Origin of the sequence: Streptomyces sp. NBC_00513 (assembly GCF_041431415.1) — a bacterium.
Taxonomy (GTDB): Bacteria; Actinomycetota; Actinomycetes; order Streptomycetales; family Streptomycetaceae; genus Streptomyces.
In genome coordinates this window covers 3,508,371-3,527,196 of sequence record NZ_CP107845.1, presented here as the reverse complement: position 1 = coordinate 3,527,196, position 18,826 = coordinate 3,508,371, and the positions used below count along the sequence as shown (strand labels likewise).

The 18,826-nt window shown below is 71.1% G+C and carries 20 protein-coding genes; 11 read left to right on the top strand and 9 right to left on the bottom strand.

The window, feature by feature from the left end; genetic code table 11:
* The first annotated feature begins 79 nt into the window (after window positions 1-79).
* A complete protein-coding gene (locus tag OHA84_RS16290; RefSeq protein WP_053679657.1) occupies window positions 80-847 on the top strand; it encodes a thioesterase II family protein in 768 nt (255 codons plus the stop codon).
* A 13-nt stretch (window positions 848-860) separates the two neighbouring features.
* Here the strand turns inward: OHA84_RS16290 and OHA84_RS16285 are convergent, their stop codons facing one another.
* Window positions 861-2,138 (bottom strand): M6 family metalloprotease domain-containing protein, encoded by a 1,278-nt coding sequence (locus OHA84_RS16285; protein WP_053679655.1) that lies wholly within the window; start codon window positions 2,136-2,138, stop codon window positions 861-863.
* Between the two features lie 249 nt (window positions 2,139-2,387).
* On the opposite strand from OHA84_RS16285, the gene OHA84_RS16280 reads away from it, so the two are divergent.
* The 3 genes from OHA84_RS16280 to OHA84_RS16270 all read left to right on the top strand — a co-directional run bounded on the left by OHA84_RS16280 (window position 2,388) and on the right by OHA84_RS16270 (window position 5,562).
* Window positions 2,388-3,062 carry a TetR/AcrR family transcriptional regulator gene (locus OHA84_RS16280; protein ID WP_266971076.1) on the top strand — a complete coding sequence of 225 codons (675 nt, stop codon included), beginning with the start codon at window positions 2,388-2,390 and terminating at the stop codon, window positions 3,060-3,062.
* An 84-nt stretch (window positions 3,063-3,146) separates the two neighbouring features.
* Window positions 3,147-4,679, top strand: coding sequence for an MFS transporter (locus OHA84_RS16275; protein ID WP_053679651.1), 1,533 nt, complete (start codon window positions 3,147-3,149; stop codon window positions 4,677-4,679).
* Between the two features lie 115 nt (window positions 4,680-4,794).
* A complete protein-coding gene (locus tag OHA84_RS16270; RefSeq protein ID WP_266974060.1) occupies window positions 4,795-5,562 on the top strand; it encodes a dioxygenase in 768 nt (255 codons plus the stop codon).
* On the opposite strand, the gene OHA84_RS16265 is transcribed toward OHA84_RS16270, so the two are convergent.
* Entirely contained in the window at window positions 5,559-6,092 is a 534-nt protein-coding gene (locus OHA84_RS16265) for a GNAT family N-acetyltransferase (protein WP_078999029.1), read from the bottom strand. The two genes, OHA84_RS16270 and OHA84_RS16265, sit on opposite strands and share 4 nt — an antisense overlap.
* A gap of 222 nt (window positions 6,093-6,314) precedes the next feature.
* Between OHA84_RS16265 and OHA84_RS16260 the strand changes: the two genes are divergently transcribed.
* The gene (locus OHA84_RS16260) at window positions 6,315-7,292 is read left to right on the top strand and encodes an RNA polymerase sigma factor RpoD/SigA (protein WP_053679648.1); all 978 of its coding nucleotides are present in this window, start codon (window positions 6,315-6,317) and stop codon (window positions 7,290-7,292) included.
* Between the two features lie 139 nt (window positions 7,293-7,431).
* On the opposite strand, the gene OHA84_RS16255 is transcribed toward OHA84_RS16260, so the two are convergent.
* A complete protein-coding gene (locus OHA84_RS16255) occupies window positions 7,432-8,376 on the bottom strand; it encodes a YafY family protein (protein WP_053679646.1) in 945 nt (314 codons plus the stop codon).
* A gap of 62 nt (window positions 8,377-8,438) precedes the next feature.
* Here OHA84_RS16255 and OHA84_RS16250 point away from each other — a divergent pair, with 62 nt between their 5' ends.
* Both OHA84_RS16250 and pfkB read left to right on the top strand, forming a co-directional pair.
* The gene (locus OHA84_RS16250; protein WP_053679644.1) at window positions 8,439-10,004 is read left to right on the top strand and encodes an MFS transporter; all 1,566 of its coding nucleotides are present in this window, start codon (window positions 8,439-8,441) and stop codon (window positions 10,002-10,004) included.
* Between the two features lie 224 nt (window positions 10,005-10,228).
* Entirely contained in the window at window positions 10,229-11,194 is a 966-nt protein-coding gene (gene pfkB, locus OHA84_RS16245; RefSeq protein ID WP_266971079.1) for a 1-phosphofructokinase, read from the top strand.
* Window positions 11,195-11,257: 63 nt separating this feature from the next.
* Here pfkB and OHA84_RS16240 read toward each other — a convergent pair whose 3' ends face one another.
* Window positions 11,258-12,028, bottom strand: coding sequence for a DUF6227 family protein (locus OHA84_RS16240; RefSeq protein ID WP_266971081.1), 771 nt, complete (start codon window positions 12,026-12,028; stop codon window positions 11,258-11,260).
* A gap of 183 nt (window positions 12,029-12,211) precedes the next feature.
* On the opposite strand from OHA84_RS16240, the gene OHA84_RS16235 reads away from it, so the two are divergent.
* Entirely contained in the window at window positions 12,212-12,862 is a 651-nt protein-coding gene (locus OHA84_RS16235; protein ID WP_371591394.1) for a vitamin K epoxide reductase family protein, read from the top strand.
* A gap of 101 nt (window positions 12,863-12,963) precedes the next feature.
* Here OHA84_RS16235 and OHA84_RS16230 read toward each other — a convergent pair whose 3' ends face one another.
* A complete protein-coding gene (locus OHA84_RS16230; protein WP_053679765.1) occupies window positions 12,964-13,374 on the bottom strand; it encodes a rodlin in 411 nt (136 codons plus the stop codon).
* A 282-nt stretch (window positions 13,375-13,656) separates the two neighbouring features.
* Here OHA84_RS16230 and OHA84_RS16225 point away from each other — a divergent pair, with 282 nt between their 5' ends.
* Together OHA84_RS16225 and OHA84_RS16220 are read left to right on the top strand one after the other, a co-directional pair.
* Complete coding sequence (locus OHA84_RS16225) at window positions 13,657-14,112, top strand: hypothetical protein (RefSeq protein ID WP_266971084.1); 456 nt, start codon at window positions 13,657-13,659, stop codon at window positions 14,110-14,112.
* A 167-nt stretch (window positions 14,113-14,279) separates the two neighbouring features.
* The gene (locus OHA84_RS16220; protein ID WP_053679635.1) at window positions 14,280-14,522 is read left to right on the top strand and encodes a chaplin; all 243 of its coding nucleotides are present in this window, start codon (window positions 14,280-14,282) and stop codon (window positions 14,520-14,522) included.
* 75 nt (window positions 14,523-14,597) lie between these two features.
* Here the strand turns inward: OHA84_RS16220 and OHA84_RS16215 are convergent, their stop codons facing one another.
* The 4 genes from OHA84_RS16215 to OHA84_RS16200 form a co-directional block, all read right to left on the bottom strand.
* Window positions 14,598-14,933 (bottom strand): hypothetical protein, encoded by a 336-nt coding sequence (locus OHA84_RS16215; protein WP_053679633.1) that lies wholly within the window; start codon window positions 14,931-14,933, stop codon window positions 14,598-14,600.
* A gap of 156 nt (window positions 14,934-15,089) precedes the next feature.
* Window positions 15,090-16,226 (bottom strand): chaplin family protein, encoded by a 1,137-nt coding sequence (locus tag OHA84_RS16210; RefSeq protein ID WP_266971086.1) that lies wholly within the window; start codon window positions 16,224-16,226, stop codon window positions 15,090-15,092.
* A gap of 121 nt (window positions 16,227-16,347) precedes the next feature.
* Complete coding sequence (locus tag OHA84_RS16205; protein ID WP_078999027.1) at window positions 16,348-16,581, bottom strand: chaplin; 234 nt, start codon at window positions 16,579-16,581, stop codon at window positions 16,348-16,350.
* 272 nt (window positions 16,582-16,853) lie between these two features.
* A complete protein-coding gene (locus tag OHA84_RS16200; protein WP_053679627.1) occupies window positions 16,854-17,264 on the bottom strand; it encodes a rodlin in 411 nt (136 codons plus the stop codon).
* Window positions 17,265-17,655: 391 nt separating this feature from the next.
* Between OHA84_RS16200 and OHA84_RS16195 the strand changes: the two genes are divergently transcribed.
* Entirely contained in the window at window positions 17,656-18,780 is a 1,125-nt protein-coding gene (locus OHA84_RS16195; protein ID WP_371591393.1) for a DUF3344 domain-containing protein, read from the top strand.
* Window positions 18,781-18,826 lie beyond the last annotated feature (46 nt).

Here is an 18,826-nt window from a genome sequence, read left to right as displayed (position 1 = left end):
CGCCCCGTACGCACAGGGGGCCGCGGCGCCGCCCGCGGCCCCCCGCGCCCCGACCCACGCCCTCCGGGAGAGACCGAGCATGTCCGCACGAAACGTCGTCATCAAAGGCGCCGACCCGCGGGACGCCGTCCTGCGCGTCCTGATCCTTCCGCACGCCGGCGCGGGCGCGGCGGCCGGTCTGGCCTTCGCGGAGCGCGCTCCGGCCGACTGGCTGGTCGCCACGGCCCGGCTGCCCGGCCGTGAGTCCCGCCTGCGCGAGAGCGTTCCCGCACTGCCCGGCCTGGTGGCCGAGGTCGTCACCACCCTGCACTCCCTGCCCGGCACCGCCCCCCTGATCGTCGTCGGCGTGTGCTCCGGGGCGGTGATCGCCCTGGAGGCCGTACGCGCCGTACAGGGCGCCGGCGCCGACCTCGTCGCCGGGCTGGTGGTCGTCTCCCAGTGGGCGGTGACGGAGAAGCCCGACCCCGACCGTCCGTCCCTGCGCGACGTGGACGACCCCGCCCGCGTCCTGGAGATCCTCCGGGAGTTCGGCGGGGTACCGCAATCGCTGGCCGCCAACCCGGAGATGCTCGGTTTGGTGCTGCCGGCCATCGTCGCGGACATGGTGGCCGTCGAGGACTACACGTCGGGCCCGGAACCGCTCCTCGCCTGCCCGCTGCTGACCGTCTTCGGGGACGCGGACGACCTGTGCCCCGACGAGCGGACCGAGGACTGGGCCCTGTTCGCCGAGAACGTCCGCGGCGCCTGGGTACCGGGCGGCCACATGCTCCTCGCGGACGGCCCCGGGGCGGTGGTGGACGCCCTCGTCGACCACCTCGACCTGTTCACTGCGGACCACGCCCCCTGAGGGCCGTCCGGGTCTAGGGCCGGGTGACGCGCACCTGGAAGCTGCCGTCGCGCAGCTCGCCCACCACCGAGACGCTGATGCCCGCCTTGTCGTCGCTGAAGGTCTCGCCCGGCCGGAACGGCGCGTCGGACAGTTCCGCGTGCACGTTCGGCCGCCGCGTACAGCCTCCGCTGGCGTCCGTGCTGTCGGACACGGTGACCGGTCCGCGCCCGGTGTCGATGGCGGAGTCCACCTTGTAGATGAGGACGCCCGGTTTGCAGACGGACTCGTCGTTGCCCGCCTGGGTGCGCACCTCGATCGCGTACCCGACGCTCTCCGACAGCGGTACGAAGGCCAGTTTCGTGCCGCCCCGCACCGCCAGCGGGGACAGCACGTGATCACTCACCCCGGACTTGGAGGCGCAGCTGATCTGGTCGCCGTCGAGCCAGCCCAGCTTCCACTTGTGCCAGCCCAGCAGGTCGTTGTTGGAGCCCCAGTCCTCGCTCATGATGTCCCAGTGCCCGACCGTGCCGCCGCCGTCGGACGTGTACAGGTCGGGCAGCCCGAAGACGTGCCCGTTCTCGTGCGGGAGCACCCGGTAACCGGTCTCCCGGTAGGTGCCCGAGCCGTCGTCCTGGCGGCTGTAGACGAAGGACGTGTTCGCCAGGGGCACCCCGTCGGCGAGGGGGGCCTCGCCGTTGCCGGAGAAGGTCACGGACAGGACCGTGTCCAGGGCGGAGGGCCCCGCGTTCGGGGTGACCAGGATGTTGATGATGTCGTACCGGCGGAAGTCCACCTCGGAGTCGGCGGCCTTCGCGATGTGCTCCACGAGCTGGCGGTACCCGGGCTCGTAGGGGGAGCCGCGCCCGATCCCGTACGCCGCGAACGGCATCGGCATCCGCAGCCACGTCCTTATCGGCGCCTCGGCCAGGTAGGTGAGCCGCCCGTAGGAGCTGGTGCGGAACCAGTCGGCGGTCTGCGGGAAGAACTCCGCCATCCGGTCCAGGGCCGTTCCCTCGCCTTTGGCGTCGGGGAAGTCGATCATCAGGTTCAGGGCCCGTACCTCGCCGGTGGACCGCGAGTACCCGGGGGGCGTCGGCAGCCCCTCGGACATCTGGACGCCCATGGTGCCCGTGATCCGGCAGGGGGCCAGCACCGATTCGGCGCTCGTGGACACGGGCCCGGCCGCCGAGTGGCCGCGATGGGAGGTCCCGTCGCTCGCCGTCGCCGAGACGCCGAGGGCCAGCGCGGTGAGGCCGATGTACGCGCAGGTGCGGCGTGGTGTGCGTATCCGGTGGCGGGTCTGCGGCATGGAGATCGCCTTCGGGTCCGACGGCAGCCGGCCGGTCCCGAGCTGCTCTCCGTTGCCTCACCCTCCGACGGCTGCGGCGCGCCCGCGCGTCGGGAGAGGCCAAACGGGAGCACGACCCGAGAAGGGCCGTGACCCGGGTCACACCGACGAGTGAAATAAGCGGGGACGCGATCCCCGTTTGCATCTACGTCCCACGAAGCGGGGACGACTTCCCCGTTTGAGGGAGTCCAGTGCCGAGGAGGCCCCGGAATGAAGACCCCCGTCGCCGTCGCCGGCATCGAGGCGAAAGTTCCGCGCCCCCGTGCCGACGCCGTCCGCAACCGTGAACGCATCCTGGCCGCGGCCCGCGAGGTGCTCGTCGAACTCGGCTCGACCGCCCCCTTCGACGAGGTCGCCCGCCGGGCCGGCATCGGCAACGCCACGCTCTACCGACACTTTCCAGACCGGGCCACCCTGGTCCGCCACGTGGTCCTCTACGTCATGGGCCGGGTCACCGCCCACGCGGAGAACGCCCTCGCCGAGGTCGCGTCGGCCGACGAGGGCGACGCCTTCGCCGCGCTGTGCCACTTCACCCACGCGGCGGCCGACGAGCGCATCGGCGCCCTGTGCCCCATGCTCTCCGGGGACTTCGACCAGGAACACCCCGAACTCCTCGCGTCCCGGGTCGCGTTGGAGCACGCCGTGCAGACGCTCGTGCTCACCGGACAGGAGTCCGGGCTGCTCCGCGCGGACATCGGCGCGGGCGACCTGATGGTCGCGCTCTCCCAGCTCAGCCGACCCCTCCCGGGTACCGGCTGCCCCGACATGGACCGCTTCGTCCACCGCCATCTCCAGCTGTTCCTCGACGGGTTGCGGGCTCCGGCGCGTTCCGTGCTGCCGGGTGCCCCGGCGGCCCTGGGGGACCTCAGGCGGAAAACCATGTGACGCCGCCGGGTCGCACCCCTTAGCGTCGTAAATCCTCCCTAAACCTTGATTTTCAGTCATTCCGCACAGTGAGTGGGTACTCCCATGCCGAAAACAGCCGCGACCCTCGCGCCGGCTGCCGACCCCAGCCGCTGGAAGGCACTCGTCTTCATAGCCCTGGCCCAGCTGATGGTCGTCCTCGACGCGACCATCGTGAACATCGCCCTCCCGTCCGCCCAGACCGACCTCGGCATCTCGGACGGCAACCGCCAGTGGGTCATCACCGCCTACGCGCTGGCCTTCGGCGGCCTCCTCCTCTTCGGCGGCCGCATCGCCGACAAGTGGGGCCGCAAGAACGCCTTCGTCGTCGGCCTGATCGGCTTCGCCCTGGCCTCCGCGCTCGGCGGCGCCGCCACCGGCGAGGCCATGATGCTGGGCGCCCGCGCCCTCCAGGGCGCCTTCGGCGCGCTGCTCGCCCCGGCCGCGCTCTCGCTGCTGGCCGTCATGTTCACCGACGCCAAGGAGCGGGCCAAGGCCTTCGGCATCTACGGCGCCATCGCGGGCGGCGGCGGTGCCGTCGGCCTGATCCTCGGCGGCTTCCTCACCGAGTACCTCAACTGGCGCTGGACCTTCTTCGTCAACATCCCCTTCGCGATCGTCGCGGCCATCGGTGCCTGGTTCGTCATCCGTGAGCCCGCCGGCGCCCGCAACCCCGCCAAGCTCGACATCCCCGGCGTGATCCTCTCCACGCTCGGCCTGGTCGCGCTGGTCTACGGCTTCACCCGCGCCGAGTCCGCCGGCTGGTCGGACACCGTGACCGTGACCATGTTCATCGCCTCGGCGGCGCTGCTCACGGCCTTCGTCTACGTCGAGTCCAAGGTGAAGTCGCCGCTCCTGCCGCTGCGCGTCCTGCTGGAGCGCAACCGCGGTGGCGTCTACCTCTCCCTGGGCCTCGCCGTCATCTCGATGTTCGGCCTGTTCCTCTTCCTCACCTACTACCTCCAGGTCGTCAAGGGCTTCTCGCCCGTCAAGACCGGCTTCGCCTTCCTGCCGATGATCGCGGGCATGATCACGGGCTCCACGCAGATCGGCGCCCGCCTGATGACCCGCGTCCCGCCGCGGCTGCTGATGGGCCCGGGCTTCCTGCTCGCCGCCACCGGCATGCTGCTGCTGACGCAGCTGGAGGTCGGGTCCTCCTACCCGGCGCTGATCCTGCCCGCGCAGCTCCTGCTCGGCCTCGGCATGGGTTCGGCGTTCATGCCCGCCATGTCCCTGGCCACGCACGGGGTGAACCCGGCCGACGCCGGTGTCGCCTCCGCCATGGTCAACACCTCGCAGCAGGTCGGCGGCGCGATCGGCACCGCCCTGCTGAACACCATCGCCGCCTCCGCGACGACCGCGTACCTGACCGACCACGCGGCCGAGGCCGCGGCGGGCGGCCCGGCGGCGAAGCTGATCCAGGCCCAGGCCATGGTCGAGGGCTACTCCTCGGCCATCTGGTGGGCCGTCGGCATCCTGGTGACCAGCTCGCTGATCGCCTTCACCCTGATCACCACGGGCCGCCCCGGCGCGGGTGCGCCGGTGGCCTCCGGCGAGGGCGCCGAGGCCGAGATCAAGATCCCGGTGGTCGCCCACTGACACCCGGGGCACGGGCCCGGGAATGACTGACGACCCCGCTTCGTTCAAATTTGTACGAAGCGGGGTCGGTCTTGTTCCACCCCGCCCGACGACCGAGGAGTGCCCCGTGACCCGCATGCCGGCCCTGTACCTGAGTCACGGCGCGCCCCCGCTGGCCGACGACCCGGTCTGGCCCGGTGAACTCGCCGCCTGGTCCGCCGACCTCCCCCGCCCCCGGGCGATCCTCATGGTCTCCGCCCACTGGGAGGAAGCCCCGCTCGCCCTCGGCGCCACCGAGCCCGTCCCGCTCGTGTACGACTTCTGGGGCTTCCCCGAGCACTACTACGGAGTGCGGTACGAGGCGCCGGGCGCCCCCGACCTGGCCGCCTCGGTACGGGCCCTCCTGCGGGCCCCGGGCACGCCCGTCCAGGACATCCCCGACCGGGGGCTGGACCACGGCGCGTACGTCCCGCTGGTGGAGATGTTCCCCGCGGCCGACATACCGGTCCTCCAGATCTCCATGCCGACCCTGGACCCCACCCGCCTCATGGACATCGGCCGCAGGCTCGCGCCGCTGCGCGACGAGGGCGTGCTGATCGTGGGCAGCGGGTTCTTCACGCACAACCTCGCCGCCCTGCGGCACACCGGGCCGGGCGTGCCCGGCTGGTCCGCGGAGTTCGACGCCTGGGGCCGGGAGGCGCTGGCCGCCTCCGACGTCGACGCCCTGCTCGACTTCGAGACGAAGTCCCCCGCCGGCCGCCTCGCCCACCCCCGCACGGAACACTTCGCCCCGCTGTTCGTCACCCTGGGCGCGGCCGAGTCCACCGGCGACCTCACGGCGCCCCGCACCCCCGTGGACGGCTACTGGATGGGCCTCTCGAAGCGCTCCCTCCAGTTCGGCTAGACGGCCCGGTCCGGGTCCCGCAGCGCCTTCTCGTACCAGCGGACGTCCCAGAAGCGGTCGAACTTCCGGCCCGCCTCGGTGAAGTCCCCGACACGCCGGAAGCCGAACCGGGCGTGGAGGCGTTCCGAGGCCTCGTTCGGCAGGGCGATGCCCGCGTAGGCCCGATGGACCGGCTCGTCGGCGAGCGCCGCGAACAGGGCCTCGTACAGGAGCGTGCCGACCCCCCGACCGACCGCGTGCGGCGCGAGGTACACGCTGACCTCCACCGAGCCCACGTAGGCCGGTTTCGGGCGGAAAGCGCTGCTTGTCGCGTATCCGGCCATTCGCTCGCCAGTCCAGGCAACCAGAAGCCGATGGGGGCCGTCTTCAGGGTGGGAGTGCAGCCAAGGGCGGCGCTGTTCCGGGGTGAAGGCCACCGTGTCGAATGTGACGGCGGTCTCACGGACGTAGTGGTTGTACAACGCCGTGAGTGCCGGCAGGTCGGCTGCCACCCCGGGCCTGACCTGCACCTCTTCGAGATCTGACCGCACACTGTCTCCTTCGGTGACGGGACGTGGCGGGGCAGGATACTGCAAGATCTCGGAAAAGAGGGGCCGGCGTGGGAATTCTGTCCCGTTTCCAGTCGTTGTTTCCTTCGAAAGCGGGCACTCGGGAGAGTGTCCGAAGGACGCATCATCCGCACCACTCGGAGAAACACGACGCGTCCCGCAGCCGCACCGCGACCGAACTCATCGCATCGCAAGGGAGCACGCATGGCAACCCGCGCCGTCGCCCGCCGTCAGTCCACGAGCAGCGCTCGCGCCGTGGGCGGGGAGATCGCAGACCGCGACCTGGTCGGCATGTACCTCGACGAGATCGCGCGCACCCCGCTGCTCGACGCGGCCAAGGAAGTGGAGCTCTCGCAGATCATCGAGGCGGGCGTGTACGCCCGACAGATCCTCGACGACGCGATAGAGCGCACGGGGGAGACCCCGGCCCGCGAGGAACTGGAGGCGCTCGCCGCCGAAGGCGAGCGCGCCAAGGAAGTCTTCATCCGCTCGAACCTCCGCCTCGTCGTGGCCGTCGCCCGCCGCTACCCGCGCAGCGGCCTGCCGCTGCTCGACCTCATCCAGGAAGGCAACGCGGGCCTGGTCCGCGCGGTCGAGAAGTTCGACTACGCCAAGGGCTTCAAGTTCTCCACCTACGCCACGTGGTGGATCCGCCAGGCCATCACCCGCTCCATCGCCGACCAGTCCCGCACCATCCGCCTCCCCGTCCACCTGGTCGAGGAGCTCGGCCGGATCCGTCGGGTGCAGCGCGAGTTCAACCGCGAGAACGGCCGCGACCCGGAGCACGCGGAGGTCGCCGCCGAGCTGGACTCGACGGCGAAGCGCGTCGGCGACGTACTGGACTGGGCCCGTGACCCGGTCAGCCTCAACATGGGCGTGGACGACGACGGCGACACGCAGTTCGGTGACCTGCTGGAGGACACCTCGGCGGTCTCCCCGGAGCAGTCCGTGCTCTCGCTGCTGCGCAGCGAGGAACTGGAGGACCTGCTCGGCAAGCTCGACCAGCGCACCGCGTCGATCATCAAGATGCGTTACGGCATCGATGACGGTCGGGAGCGTACGCTGACAGAGGTGGGCAAGCAGCACGGCCTGACCCGTGAGCGGATCCGCCAGATCGAGAAGCACGCGTTGCTGGAACTGAAGAAGATGGCGCGTGACACCGGCTTCGACGCCGTGGCCTGACCGGCCCGCGACGAAGCCCCCTCCACGAGCCCCCGGCGCCTAACCCCCCCCAGGTGCCGGGGGCTCTCTCGTACCCGGACCCGCCCCCGGCGGCCCCTCGACCGGGACCCGCCGGGGCCCGCTCGGCGCCCGCCCCCGGCTACGCCCCGGCCGCCGCGCTCAGCCGCTCCGCGAGCCCCCGCGCGCTGTCCGCCAGCGCCGCCGGCTCCCGTACCGCGAACCCCAATCCCGTCAGCGCCAGCCGCGCCGCCACCCATTCGGGCGCCTCCCCGGTGTCGAACCTCACCCGACAGCCGCCCCGCTCCTCCACGGCGTCCTCCCGCAGCCAGCCCGGCAGGGCGTCCACCGTCGCCGCGAAGGTCACCTCCACCCGGTACGTCTCCCCGCCCCGCAGCCCGCGCCGCACGAACTCCTCCGCCTCCATCGGCAGCACCCGCGCGGCGAACCGCGCCCCCGTCGCGAACGGCTCGCTCACCCGGTCCACCCGGAACGTCCGCCAGTCCTCGCGCTCCAGGTCGTAGGCCACCAGGTACCACCGGCTGCCGGTGCTCACCAGCCGGTACGGCTCCACCAGCCGCCGCGTGGCCGCGCCGTCGCGGGCCCGGTAGCCGAACCGCAGCCGCTCCGGACCCGCCACCGCGGCCGCCATCGTCGTCAGGGTCCGCGGATCCACCGTCGCCCCGTCGCCCCGGGACACCGCGACCGTGGCCGACTGGAGCGCGCTCACCCGGCGGCGAAGCCGCGACGGCAGGACCTGTTCGAGCTTCGCGAGGGCCCGTACGGACGCCTCCTCGATCCCCTCGATCGCGTGCCCGGCACCCGCCCGCAGCCCCACCGCGATGGCCACGGCCTCCTCGTCGTCCAGGAGCAACGGGGGCATCGCCGCGCCCGCCACCAGCCGATATCCGCCCTCCGAGCCCAGCGAGGCCTCCACCGGGTACCCCAGCTCCCGCAGCCGGTCGATGTCCCGCCGGATCGTGCGGGCGCTCACGCGCAGGCGCTCGGCGAGCTCGCTCCCGGGCCATTCGCGCGGTGTCTGAAGGAGGGACAGCAGGGTGAGCAACCGCGCCGGGGTGTCGTTCATGGCTCAAGATTGCCGGAGAAATAGGTCACCGACTGACCTAGATGCCGTCTAGGTTTCTCCCCATGAGCACCGAGACAGCCAAGGCATCGCCCGAAAGAGAGAACGGGCCCGTACCAGAAGAGCGGAACGACACCCTCCTTACCGACGCAACCGGCGCATCCGGCGCCTCCGAGGCCGCGGCCGTCGCCGCTGCCTCCCCCGCGGACCGCCGCCGCTGGCTGGCGCTCGCCATCGTGATGACCGCGGCCTTCATGGACCTCGTCGACGTCACGATCGTCAACATCGCGATACCCACCATGCGCGCGAACTTCGGGGCGTCCACCAGCGCGATCCAGTGGATCACCGCCGGGTACGCCCTCGCCTTCGCCGCCGGCCTCATCACCGGCGGTCGTCTCGGTGACATCTACGGCCGCAAGCGCGTCTTCCTCATCGGCATCGCCGGTTTCACCGCCGCCTCGCTGCTCTGCGGCATCGCCGCCAACCCCTCCATGCTCGTCGCCTCCCGCGTCCTCCAGGGCGCCATGGCGGCCCTGATGGTCCCGCAGGTCCTGGCGATCATCCACGTCACCTTCCCGCCGCACGAGCGCGGCAAGGTCTTCGGCATGTTCGGCGCGATCGTCGGCCTCGGCGCCGTCTCGGGCCCGATGCTCGGCGCACTGCTCACCGAGTGGAACCTGTTCGACCTCGAATGGCGTCCGATCTTCCTGATCAACCTGCCCGTCGGCATCGCCGGCGTGCTCCTGGGACGCAAGTTCATCACCGAGTCCAAGGCCCCGAAGGCGCTGCGCCTCGACCTGGTCGGCGTCGTGCTCGCCACCCTCGCCCTGGTCATGCTGATCTTCCCGCTCACCCACGGCCGGGAGAACGACTGGCCGCTGTGGGGCTTCGTCTGCATGATCCTCTCGCCGGCGGTCTTCGCGGGCTTCATCGCCTACGAGAAGCACAAGATCCGCAAGGACGGCTCCCCGCTCGTGGAACTGTCCCTGTTCAAGGTCAAGAGCTTCGCGGGCGGCATCGCCGTCCAACTGACCTTCGGCATCGCGACCGGCATCTTCTTCCTGGTCTGGACGCTGTACATGCAGATGGGCCTCGGCTGGAGCGCCCTGCGCGCCGGCACCACCGGCATCCCCTTCTCGATCGCAGTCTCGGTCGCCGCGGGCTTGTCCGTACAGAAGCTCGTACCGCGCTTCGGCCGCAAGGTGCTCCAGGCCGGCGCGCTCACCATGGCCGCGGGTCTGCTCCTCTACATCTGGGAGTCCGACCACTACGGCATGGGGATCGCCTCCTGGCAGATGGCCGCCCCGCTGGTCGTCATGGGCATCGGCATGGGCCTGATCGTCGCGCCGCTGACCGACACCGTGCTCTCGCAGGTGCCGCGCGAGCACGCCGGCTCGGCCTCGGGCCTGATCAACACCACCGGTCAGATGGGCAACGCGCTGGGCCTCGGCCTGACCTCGGTCGTCTTCTTCGGGCTCATCGACGACGACGGGGTCCTCGGCGCCCCGTACGTCGAGGCCTTCCGCGGTGCGCTGTGGTGGGTCGCGGCGGTCCTGGTCCTGATCTTCGCGGTGATGTTCATGCTCCCGCGCGAGTCGGTCCCGATGGACGAGCGAGAAGGCGCCCACTAGCCGCGAGCCGGCGCACCGCACGACGAACGGGCATGCCCGCTCTCCGGAGCCGGCATGCCCGCTTGTTCTGCTTTCGAGCCCAGCCTGTTTCATTTCCGGAGGAAACAGGGCGTACCGTGCAAGGAAAAGCGCACAGTCGGGCATCCGACGGACGTGAACGGACCTGAATCGACGTGTACGCACCTGAGCGCCGGCCAGGCCGCCGGGACGGAAGTCGCGCTCGCATGATCCTCACCGTCACCCCCAACCCCTCCCTCGACCGGACCTACGAGATCCCCTCGCTCGGCCGGGGCGACGTCCTGCGCGCCACCGGGGACCGGGTCGACCCGGGCGGCAAGGGGGTCAACGTCTCCCGCGCCGTCGCCGCCGCGGGCATCCGCACGACCGCGGTCCTCCCGCTCGGCGGCGCCCCCGGTGCCCTGCTCGCCGAACTGCTGGGCGCGCAGGGCGTGGACGTGACGGCGGTCTCCATCGCCGGACAGACCCGCTCCAACATCTCCCTCGCCGAACCGGACGGCACCCTGACGAAGATCAACGCACCGGGCCCGGAACTCGCCCCGGAGGAGTCGGCGTTGCTCCTGGAGACGGTCCGCACCCACGACGGCAGCCCCGCCTGGATCGCCTGCTGCGGCAGCCTGCCGCGCGGCCTGCGCCCCGAGTGGTACGCCGAACTGGTCACCCGTGCCCACGAAGCGGGGGCCCGGATCGCCCTGGACACCTCCGGCCCGGCGCTCCTCGCGGCCCTCCCGAACCGCCCCGACGTCATCAAACCGAACGTCCACGAACTCGCCACCGCCGTCGGCCGCCCGCTGGCCACCCTCGGCGACGTGGTCGACGCCGCCAGGGAGCTGCGCGCCCTGGGTGCGAGGGCGGTACTGGCCTCCCTCGGAGCCGACGGCCAACTGTTGATCTCCGCCGAGGGCGACCACCACGGCACCGCCCCCGCCCCCGCCGCCGAGATCCGCAGCAACGTCGGGGCGGGCGACGCCTCCCTGGCCGGCTTCCTGATCGCCGGTGGCGCCGGCCCCGAGGCCCTCGCCTCGGCCCTGGCCCACGGCGCGGCCGCCGTGCGACTGCCCGGCAGTGCCATGCCGACCCCCGCCGACCTGCGCCCCGACGCGGTCCGCGTGACCCGAGACCTGCCGCTCGACCTCCCCCTGACCGAACCCGCCGCGGTCCGAAGCGTGTGAAGGAGCCCGCGGCGGGTCACCGCTGCGAGCGGGGGACCTCCACACCCTGGCGGGGCGGGGGTGTCACCGAACCCGCGCGCGGAGCTCCATCGCCCCGCGCGCGACGGTCTCGCTCTCGTAGACCTCGCACATGTGCCGCCCGTCCGGGGTCGCCGTGTGCTCGACCTCCCACAGGCTGACCTCGGAGCCGTCCAGCAGGACGAACGCGTGCTCGTACAGGCTGAACCCCGCGTCCCGCCCGGACGTCAGGCTCCGCCTTCCGCCGAACGCCTGGGTGATCTGGTGCGCGTACGCGGACCGCAGCCGCTCCGCCAACCGCTCGCCCGGCCGGTCCGCGTTCTCCGCGCGCCGCAGCACCCGCCGGGCGTGGTCGGCGGACTGCTCCACCGTGTACTCCCGGTGCCGCAGCGCCGGAGGCGGAGCCGCGAACAGCGCGCCGAGCGAAGCCACGTCCCCGGCCGGCCCGCCCCCGGACGGGGATGCCGCCAGATCCCGCGCCACCCGCGCGGGGACCTCGCCGAAGAGCCGGGTCACGGCCATGCAGAGGTCCGACTTGCTCGCGAACACCTCGTGCCGGACGGCCCGGTCACCCTCCTGCCGGTACGCCAACTCCCACAGCGCCTCCGAACCCCCGTCGGCCAACAGGTACGTGTGCCAGTGGGTCTCCCGCCACAGCCCCGCCGAGGGGCTGTGGTGCGTGGTGGACAGCGAGGAGCTGTGAGCGAGCGCCGTCCCGAGGCGCTCGACCAAGAGGTCCGGCAGGTCGAAGGAGTTGAGGGCGCGGCCCAGGAGTCGATCGAGGTGCGCCTCGGTTGTCTCGTACGGATCGCTCAAGGTGGGTCTCCAGGCCGTCGCAGCTTGTCACTTCGCGGAAGCTCAACGTAACCCCTGGCTCTGACATCACGTCCGGGGTTCGGTAAAACGTCCGGGAAGCATCGGGGGTTCCCGCCACCCCTTCAGGTCAACTTGTGTACGAATAGGCATGATTGGCCCCGGTCTGGGGCATGGCGCGCGACCATGGGGCACATGGCAACGAACACAGTGGGCGTCCCGCGGCAGCAGGGTCGCCCCGACACCCGACGCGAGGACCGACCCGACGCCCCCGGAAGGGGGTTGGCCTGGCTGCTCGTGCTCACGGGGGCCGCCGGCGTGCTGGCCTCCTGGGTCATCACCCTCGACAAGTTCCTCCTGTTGGAGGACCCGAACTTCAAGCCCGCCTGCAGCCTCAACCCCGTGGTCTCCTGCGGCAGCGTGATGAAGAGCGACCAGGCGGCCGCCTTCGGCTTCCCCAATCCCATGCTGGGCTTGGCGGCGTACGCGGTCGTGGTCTGCGTGGGCATGGGCCTGCTGGCCGGTGCCCGCTACCGGGGCTGGTTCTGGCTTGGCCTGAACGCGGGCACCCTCTTCGGCACCGTCTTCTGCGGCTGGCTGATGGTCCAGTCCCTCTACGAGATCAACGCGCTCTGCCTGTGGTGCTGCCTCGCCTGGGTGGCGACGCTGCTGATGTTCTGGGCGGTCACCGCCCACACCGTCGCCGCGGGCATCCTTCCCGCGCCCGGCCCGGTACGGGGATTCTTCACCGAATTCGGCTGGGCCCCGCCCGCGTTGCACCTCGGCGTGATCGGCATGCTGATCCTGACCCGGTGGTGGGAGTTCTGGACGAGCTGACGGTCGACGACATGCGAGGGCCCCGGCAGCTGGTGGCTGCCGGGGCCCTCGTCACATCGCTCCACGGGCATCCACGGCCCGGACGTGAGGGGGAGCGGAGGTCAGCTGCCGAGAGAGGCGTTGCCGGACAGGACCGGGATGTTGTCCAGGATGTGCGAGAGCGGCTCGTCGCCCTTGGCCTGGGTGGAGTTCTCGGTGCACTGCTGGTTCTGCGGGTTGGACAGGACGTTGATGTCCTGAACACCGATGTTGAGCAGGGCGATCAGCGACTGGGCGTTGACCTTGGCCGGCAGGCCGATGCAGGGCTTGTTCAGGGTGCCCTGGACCAGGCCGAGCTGCGGGCTCAGGTCGCCGCTGGTCTTCTGGTTGCCGTAGATCTGCGAGGCACCGTTGCCGTTGACGGTGTTGACGCCGTTGTCGTTGCCGATGGCCATGGCCGGGGCGGCGGCAGCGGCGCCCGCGCCGATGGCAACGGCGGAGACCGCGGCGGCGGTCATGATCTTCTTGAGCATCATTGGTCCTTTTGTCGCACGAGTGCCCGCTAGTGGAGCGCCCTGATCAACTGCCCGGTGCCGGGTTGGTTCCGCTGCTTCACTCAAACGGCCCGCTTGGGGCGCGCTTTTCCCCAGCCAGGGTGAGGCGGCTCCGGACGCGTGCGCGAAGGCCGTACGCAGCCCGCAGTGGGACGTGCGGCCGACCGTGTTCCGGTTGCGGAGCGTGCGAGGTGTTCGCACGGTGGGCAAGGAAGCGGATCGCTCGGGTCCGCATTCGTGCGACCACCAGAAGGAAGATTCATGCACCGCAAGATGTCGTTCCGCGCCCGCGTCCTCGTCCCCTCCGTCCTCGCGGTCGCCATACTGTGCGGCGCGGTCGCCCCCGCGAGCGCCGCCGACAGCGGCGCGGGCGCGGCTCTCACGCGACGCGTGGAGGCCGTGCAGGAACAGATCGAGGGCATCGAGGCCCGCGCGGCCGCCGGGCCGATCGACGATCTGCTCGCCACGCTCCGCACGACGCTGGAGGGGCTGTTGAAGTCCCTGGAGGGCCTGCTGCCGGCCGGGGTGAAGCTGCCGCCGATCCAACTGCCCACGCTCCCCACGCTGCCGGAGATCCCGACCGTCCCGCAGGTGCCGGTGGAGGTCCCCAAGCTCCCGGAGATCCCCGCCGTGCCGGCCGTGCCCGCGGTGCCCGCCGTCCCCGCCCTGCCGGTGAACCTGGTGCCCGACGTCCCGGAGATCCCCGACGTGCCGTAGCCGTCCAGATGGTGGCGGGGAACGGCCCGGAAGGGCGCCGCGGTTACGACTATTGGGCTGAACAGGTCTGATTCGGTGCTCACCCGTGTCGTTTGGGAACCAGAACCGTTTCGCTCGGTGTGAGCCCCGGGATCGGGGCAGGACGTCGAAGAGAAGGTGCACTTCCCATGAACTCTGCTGCCAAGAAGGCCGCCGTGGCCCTGGCCTCCGCTGGTCTCGCTGTGGCCGGTGCCGCGGGCGCCGCTTCCGCCGACTCCTCGGCCGAGGGCGCGGCCGTGGGTTCCCCCGGTGTCCTCTCGGGCAACCTGGCCCAGGTGCCGGTCCACATCCCGGTCAACGTCTGCGGCAACTCGGTCGACGTCATCGGCCTGCTGAACCCCGCGTTCGGCAACGTCTGCGTCAACGACTGACGTCAGTCGACCTCATGACTGTGGGCGCCCCGGCCTCGCCGGTGGCGCCCACGGTCATGTCCCGTCCGGTCGGATTCAGCGACCGCCGTTGAGGTCCACGCCGCCGAGCAGCGGGGAGGCCTGGGTCGCACCGTTCGCGAGCTTGAGGGTCTCGCCCGGCAGGTCGTTGCGGGCCTTGTTGAGCGTCTGCACGGTGCCGACGACCTTGCCCAGGCTGTCGCCCTGCTCGGCCAGCGCCTCGTTGGGAAGGTTCTCGGTGGCGCCGGTGGTGGCCGTCAGCGCGTCACTCAGTCCCCCGGTCAGGCTCATGGGGGGCATCGCGGCCGGGGTCCCGGCGGCGAAGGAGGGAGACGCGGCGCCGAGGAGGGCCACGGAACCGGCGACGACAGCGGCGACCTTCGTGAACTTCATTATCGAAACCCTTTTCCAGCGGCGACCGTCGCGCCGCTTTCGACCTGGCTAACGATTCCCCGCCGATACGGAAACGCGCGAGCGAACGCGGCAACGGCCGGACAATCCACCAGGGATTCTCCGGCCGTTATTTCTTCTGATTACCGGTATTGCCGGTCAGGCGAAACGGGACCTTCGGTACAGAATGGCGCCGCCCAGGATCAGAGCCGTGGCGAGGGCGGCCGCGGCAGCCTGTTGACCCGCTCCGGTGTCCGCCAGTTCCCCTACCGCGGCCGGCGCGGGGACGGCCACCATCGGCGGGAGGGCGGGGACCTGAGCGGTGACCGGCGCGGGTGCCGGAGCCGGCGCCGGTACCGGCGGCAGGTGGACGGGGAGGTCGCCGGCGGGAGCGGCCGGCGGCTGGTCCGCGGGGCGTACGACCTCCGGCGCGGGGGCCGGGGCCGGGTGCGTCACGGGCATGCTGCCGCGCGGCGGCCCGGTGACCTCGTCCTCGAACGACGGACCCGGGGTGGGCGCCGGGAGCGTCTTGGGCTGCTCCCACTCGGGCTCGGGCGCCGGAAGCGGTACGGGCGCCTCCTGGGCCGGTGCGGGCGTCTCGGGCATCGGGACCGGCTTGGGCAACGGCTTCGGCGCCGGGTGCTCCGCGACGGGCCCCGGGAGCGGGTGCGGCTGGGGGAGCGGCCTCGGAGCCGGGGGCGCCGGGTGGGGCACCGGGGCGGTCGGGTGCTCCGCCTGCGGGCGGGGCTCGGGGTTCGGGGGGCCGACCGGCGGGTGGTCGTCGCACTCCTCCTCCGCGCTCCCGTGGCCGCCCTGGTGACGGGGGCCCTCGTGGCGGGCCTCCTCGTGGCGGGGCGCCGCGTGCCGGGGTGCCGCGTGCTTGGGGGCCGCGTGCCGGGGCGCCTGCCTGCGAGGCTCCTCGTCCCGCTGCTGCGGCATCGCGTGCCGGCCGCCCTGACGCTCGTCGAGGTAGCGCTCGAACATCGCGGCGTGTTCGGGGCTGAGGTGGCGCTCGTAGTCGTGGGCGGCGTCGGAGCCGGTGGTGGTGGCGCAGGTGTTGCCCATCGAGGGGTTGAGCGCGGCACCCCCGTCCACGCTGTTGCCGCACACGTTCGGCGCGAAGGTGATCGGTACCGAGACGCTGTTGCCGGACAGCACCCCCGGTGAGTGCGAGGCCTCGGCCATCGCCCCGGGATGCGCGTAGGCCGCGCCGGTCGCGATCGACAGCAGGCTGGAGGCGGCCGCCGCCGTGAGCATCCCCTTGCCCAGCACCTGTCGGCTCAGTACCTGTCGCATGGGTCCTTCCCTGTCTACCGGCACTGCGGCCGGTGCTGGATCGAAGGAGGCCTCGGAGTGCACCGCCGTGCACTCCGAGGCCACCCCGAGGAGGTTCGCCCTCGCGGGCGCAGACGCTTCGTCAGGCGTTGACGCAGGTGTTGCCGAACGCGGGGTTCAGCAGGGCGATCACGTTGACGGTGTTGCCGCAGACGTTGACCGGGACGTGCACCGGAACCTGGACGAGGTTCCCGGAGGCGACGCCGGGGGAGCCGATGGCCTGGCCCTCGGCGGCCGAGTCGGCCATGGCGGGGGAGGCGACACCGGCGGCCATCAGCACGCCGGCGGCCAGCACCAGTGCCTTCTTGTACGTCATTTGTTTTCGATCCTTCCCGCAGAGGCGTATCCACTGCACAAATAACAACGAGCGGGTCCGGCAAAAGAAACCGGGAATTTTCCCGGGCCGCTCCGCATTTCACTCCGATGCTCGCGCACTCAAAGTCGCGCGGGGTGTCGAATTCGGCGGGGATTTCTGCGGCTCGCGGTAATTCGAGCGCCCTCGGACGCGGCGAGGCCGCCGCGACCCGAAGGTGCGACGGCCTCGTTCCCCGGACCCGGCCGGGGGAATGCCCACGTACGGGGCGGCGGTCAGCTGCCGGCGGAGGCGTTGCCGGAGAGGACCGGGATGTTGCTGAGGATGTGCGACAGGGCCTCGTCACCCTTGGCCTGGGTGGAGTTCTCGGTGCACTGCTGGTTCTGCGGGCTGGACAGGACCGGGATGTCCTGGACACCGACGTTGACCAGGGCCAGCACCGACTGCACGTTGGCCTTGGCCGGCAGGGCGATGCAGGGCTTGTTGAAGGAGCCCTGGATGAGCGCCATCTGCGGGCTCATGTTGCCGTACGTGGCCTGGTTGCCGTAGATCTGCGCCGAGTTGTTGCCGTTGGCGGTGTTGATGCCGCCGTCGTTGCCGATGGCCATGGCCGACGGGGCCATCGCGGCACCCAGACCCACGACGGAGGCGGCAACCGCTGCGCCGGCTACAAACTTCTTGATCATTGTCGTCCCTTTTTTGCAGGATTGCCCGGTACTGGAGCACCCGGATCAACGGTGCAGCCCCGGCTCGGGTTGCGTGTCTTCACTCGGATGCCGAAGTTTCGGGCGCCGCGGTTGACGTCGGGCGTTGACGCCGATGGCGCCGGACGAGGGTCGGAGCCGCGGGTGAGGCCCGCTCGCCGGGGCGTCGTCCCCGGGGCGAGGGTCCCTTCCGGACCCCGGTTTTCCCTTTCGGTTCCGAGCGGTGGAGCAACCCCCATAACGACCCGCCCACTTTGAGGGTGCGTGTTATCGCCCAAAAGGCCGTACGAGCGAGTCCGGCGTGATTTCCTGCTTGATTTCTGACAAAGTTCACTCCTGTTTTGTTCCCCTGATCGAAAATGGAGACAGGGTCATGGGTTCCTCCCGCAGAATCCTCGGCACGCTCGGTCTGCTGTCCTGCCTCACACTTTCGGCGAACGTTCCGGTGGCCGGTGCGGCCGTCCCCGCCGGTTCCCGTTTCTCCGACGTCACGGTCAAGGAGCAGGCCCGGGTCCCCTTCACGCAGCGTTACCAGGCCGCGCTGCACGGCGGGCTGGTCCGGGCCTCGAACTCCGGGATCAGCTGTCGCAAGGAGGAGAACCGGGAGGCGGAACCCTGCGCCGACGTGCAGGGCGGCGCCGCAGGGGTCAACAGCGACTACGAGATGTTCTACAGCGAGGTCGACAAGGACCCCGACACCTACAACTCCACCCGGTCCGAGCTCAAGGTCCCGCAGGGCGCGAAGGTCGCGTACGCCCGGCTCTACTGGGGCGGGAACCTGCGGGTGGGCGAGCAGAAGCCGCCGGAGGACAACGGTCGCGTGCTGGTCGCCGAGCCGGGCGGCGCGTACAAGGAAGTCCTGGCGGACACCGTCATCGGGCACCGCAGCGACGCCGGCAGTGACGCCTACCAGGCCTCGGCCGACGTGACCCCGCTGGTTCGCAAGGGCGGTGCGGGGATGTGGACGGTCGCCCAGCTCAACATCGCGATGGGGCACTCGGCGGTGGGGGCCTGGGGCGGCTGGACGCTGGTCGTCGCCTACGAGCACCCCCAGGAGCCGCTGCGCCGGGTCTCCGTCCAGGACGGGTTCGACGGTCTGCTCCCGGGGGTGGGCGAGGCGGCCGGTCGGACGGTGGAGGTCGCCGGACTGGACGCGCCGGCCGGGTCCGCGGGCAAGGCCGGGGTGGTCGCCTACGACGGGGACCGAGGGGTCCTCGGTGACTCACTGACGGTCACGGCCGACAGCGGTCGGCGCGTGAGCCTCAGTGATTCAGAAAATCCTTTTAATGATGTTATGAATTCCACGATCACGGAATTCGGACGTTCCTCGTTCGTGCGACAGCCCGAACACATGAATACCCTCGGATATGACGCGGACGTGTTCGATCTTGGTCCCGCCCTGTCCGGTGGTGCCCACGGCCTGAGTTTCAAGTTCACGGGCGAAAGTCAGGGCCAATTCCTCGGTGTGCTCTTCGTTCAGACAGACGCGCGCCGCTGAACGTAGGAGATCACTCCACGTGTCGACCAACCGTTCGACAGCAGAT

Coding starts and splice junctions, on each gene's coding strand:
- OHA84_RS16225 (WP_266971084.1), top strand. CDS start 13,657: ATGCACCGCAAGATGTCGTTCCGCGCCCGCGTCCTCGTCCCCTCCGTC.
- pfkB (WP_266971079.1), top strand. CDS start 10,229: ATGATCCTCACCGTCACCCCCAACCCCTCCCTCGACCGGACCTACGAG.
- OHA84_RS16215 (WP_053679633.1), bottom strand. CDS start 14,933: ATGAAGTTCACGAAGGTCGCCGCTGTCGTCGCCGGTTCCGTGGCCCTC.
- OHA84_RS16220 (WP_053679635.1), top strand. CDS start 14,280: ATGAACTCTGCTGCCAAGAAGGCCGCCGTGGCCCTGGCCTCCGCTGGT.
- OHA84_RS16250 (WP_053679644.1), top strand. CDS start 8,439: ATGAGCACCGAGACAGCCAAGGCATCGCCCGAAAGAGAGAACGGGCCC.
- OHA84_RS16290 (WP_053679657.1), top strand. CDS start 80: ATGTCCGCACGAAACGTCGTCATCAAAGGCGCCGACCCGCGGGACGCC.
- OHA84_RS16235 (WP_371591394.1), top strand. CDS start 12,212: ATGGGGCACATGGCAACGAACACAGTGGGCGTCCCGCGGCAGCAGGGT.
- OHA84_RS16200 (WP_053679627.1), bottom strand. CDS start 17,264: ATGATCAAGAAGTTTGTAGCCGGCGCAGCGGTTGCCGCCTCCGTCGTG.
- OHA84_RS16285 (WP_053679655.1), bottom strand. CDS start 2,138: ATGCCGCAGACCCGCCACCGGATACGCACACCACGCCGCACCTGCGCG.
- OHA84_RS16205 (WP_078999027.1), bottom strand. CDS start 16,581: ATGACGTACAAGAAGGCACTGGTGCTGGCCGCCGGCGTGCTGATGGCC.
- OHA84_RS16275 (WP_053679651.1), top strand. CDS start 3,147: ATGCCGAAAACAGCCGCGACCCTCGCGCCGGCTGCCGACCCCAGCCGC.
- OHA84_RS16255 (WP_053679646.1), bottom strand. CDS start 8,376: ATGAACGACACCCCGGCGCGGTTGCTCACCCTGCTGTCCCTCCTTCAG.
- OHA84_RS16280 (WP_266971076.1), top strand. CDS start 2,388: ATGAAGACCCCCGTCGCCGTCGCCGGCATCGAGGCGAAAGTTCCGCGC.
- OHA84_RS16260 (WP_053679648.1), top strand. CDS start 6,315: ATGGCAACCCGCGCCGTCGCCCGCCGTCAGTCCACGAGCAGCGCTCGC.
- OHA84_RS16230 (WP_053679765.1), bottom strand. CDS start 13,374: ATGCTCAAGAAGATCATGACCGCCGCCGCGGTCTCCGCCGTTGCCATC.
- OHA84_RS16270 (WP_266974060.1), top strand. CDS start 4,795: ATGCCGGCCCTGTACCTGAGTCACGGCGCGCCCCCGCTGGCCGACGAC.
- OHA84_RS16210 (WP_266971086.1), bottom strand. CDS start 16,226: ATGCGACAGGTACTGAGCCGACAGGTGCTGGGCAAGGGGATGCTCACG.
- OHA84_RS16195 (WP_371591393.1), top strand. CDS start 17,656: ATGGGTTCCTCCCGCAGAATCCTCGGCACGCTCGGTCTGCTGTCCTGC.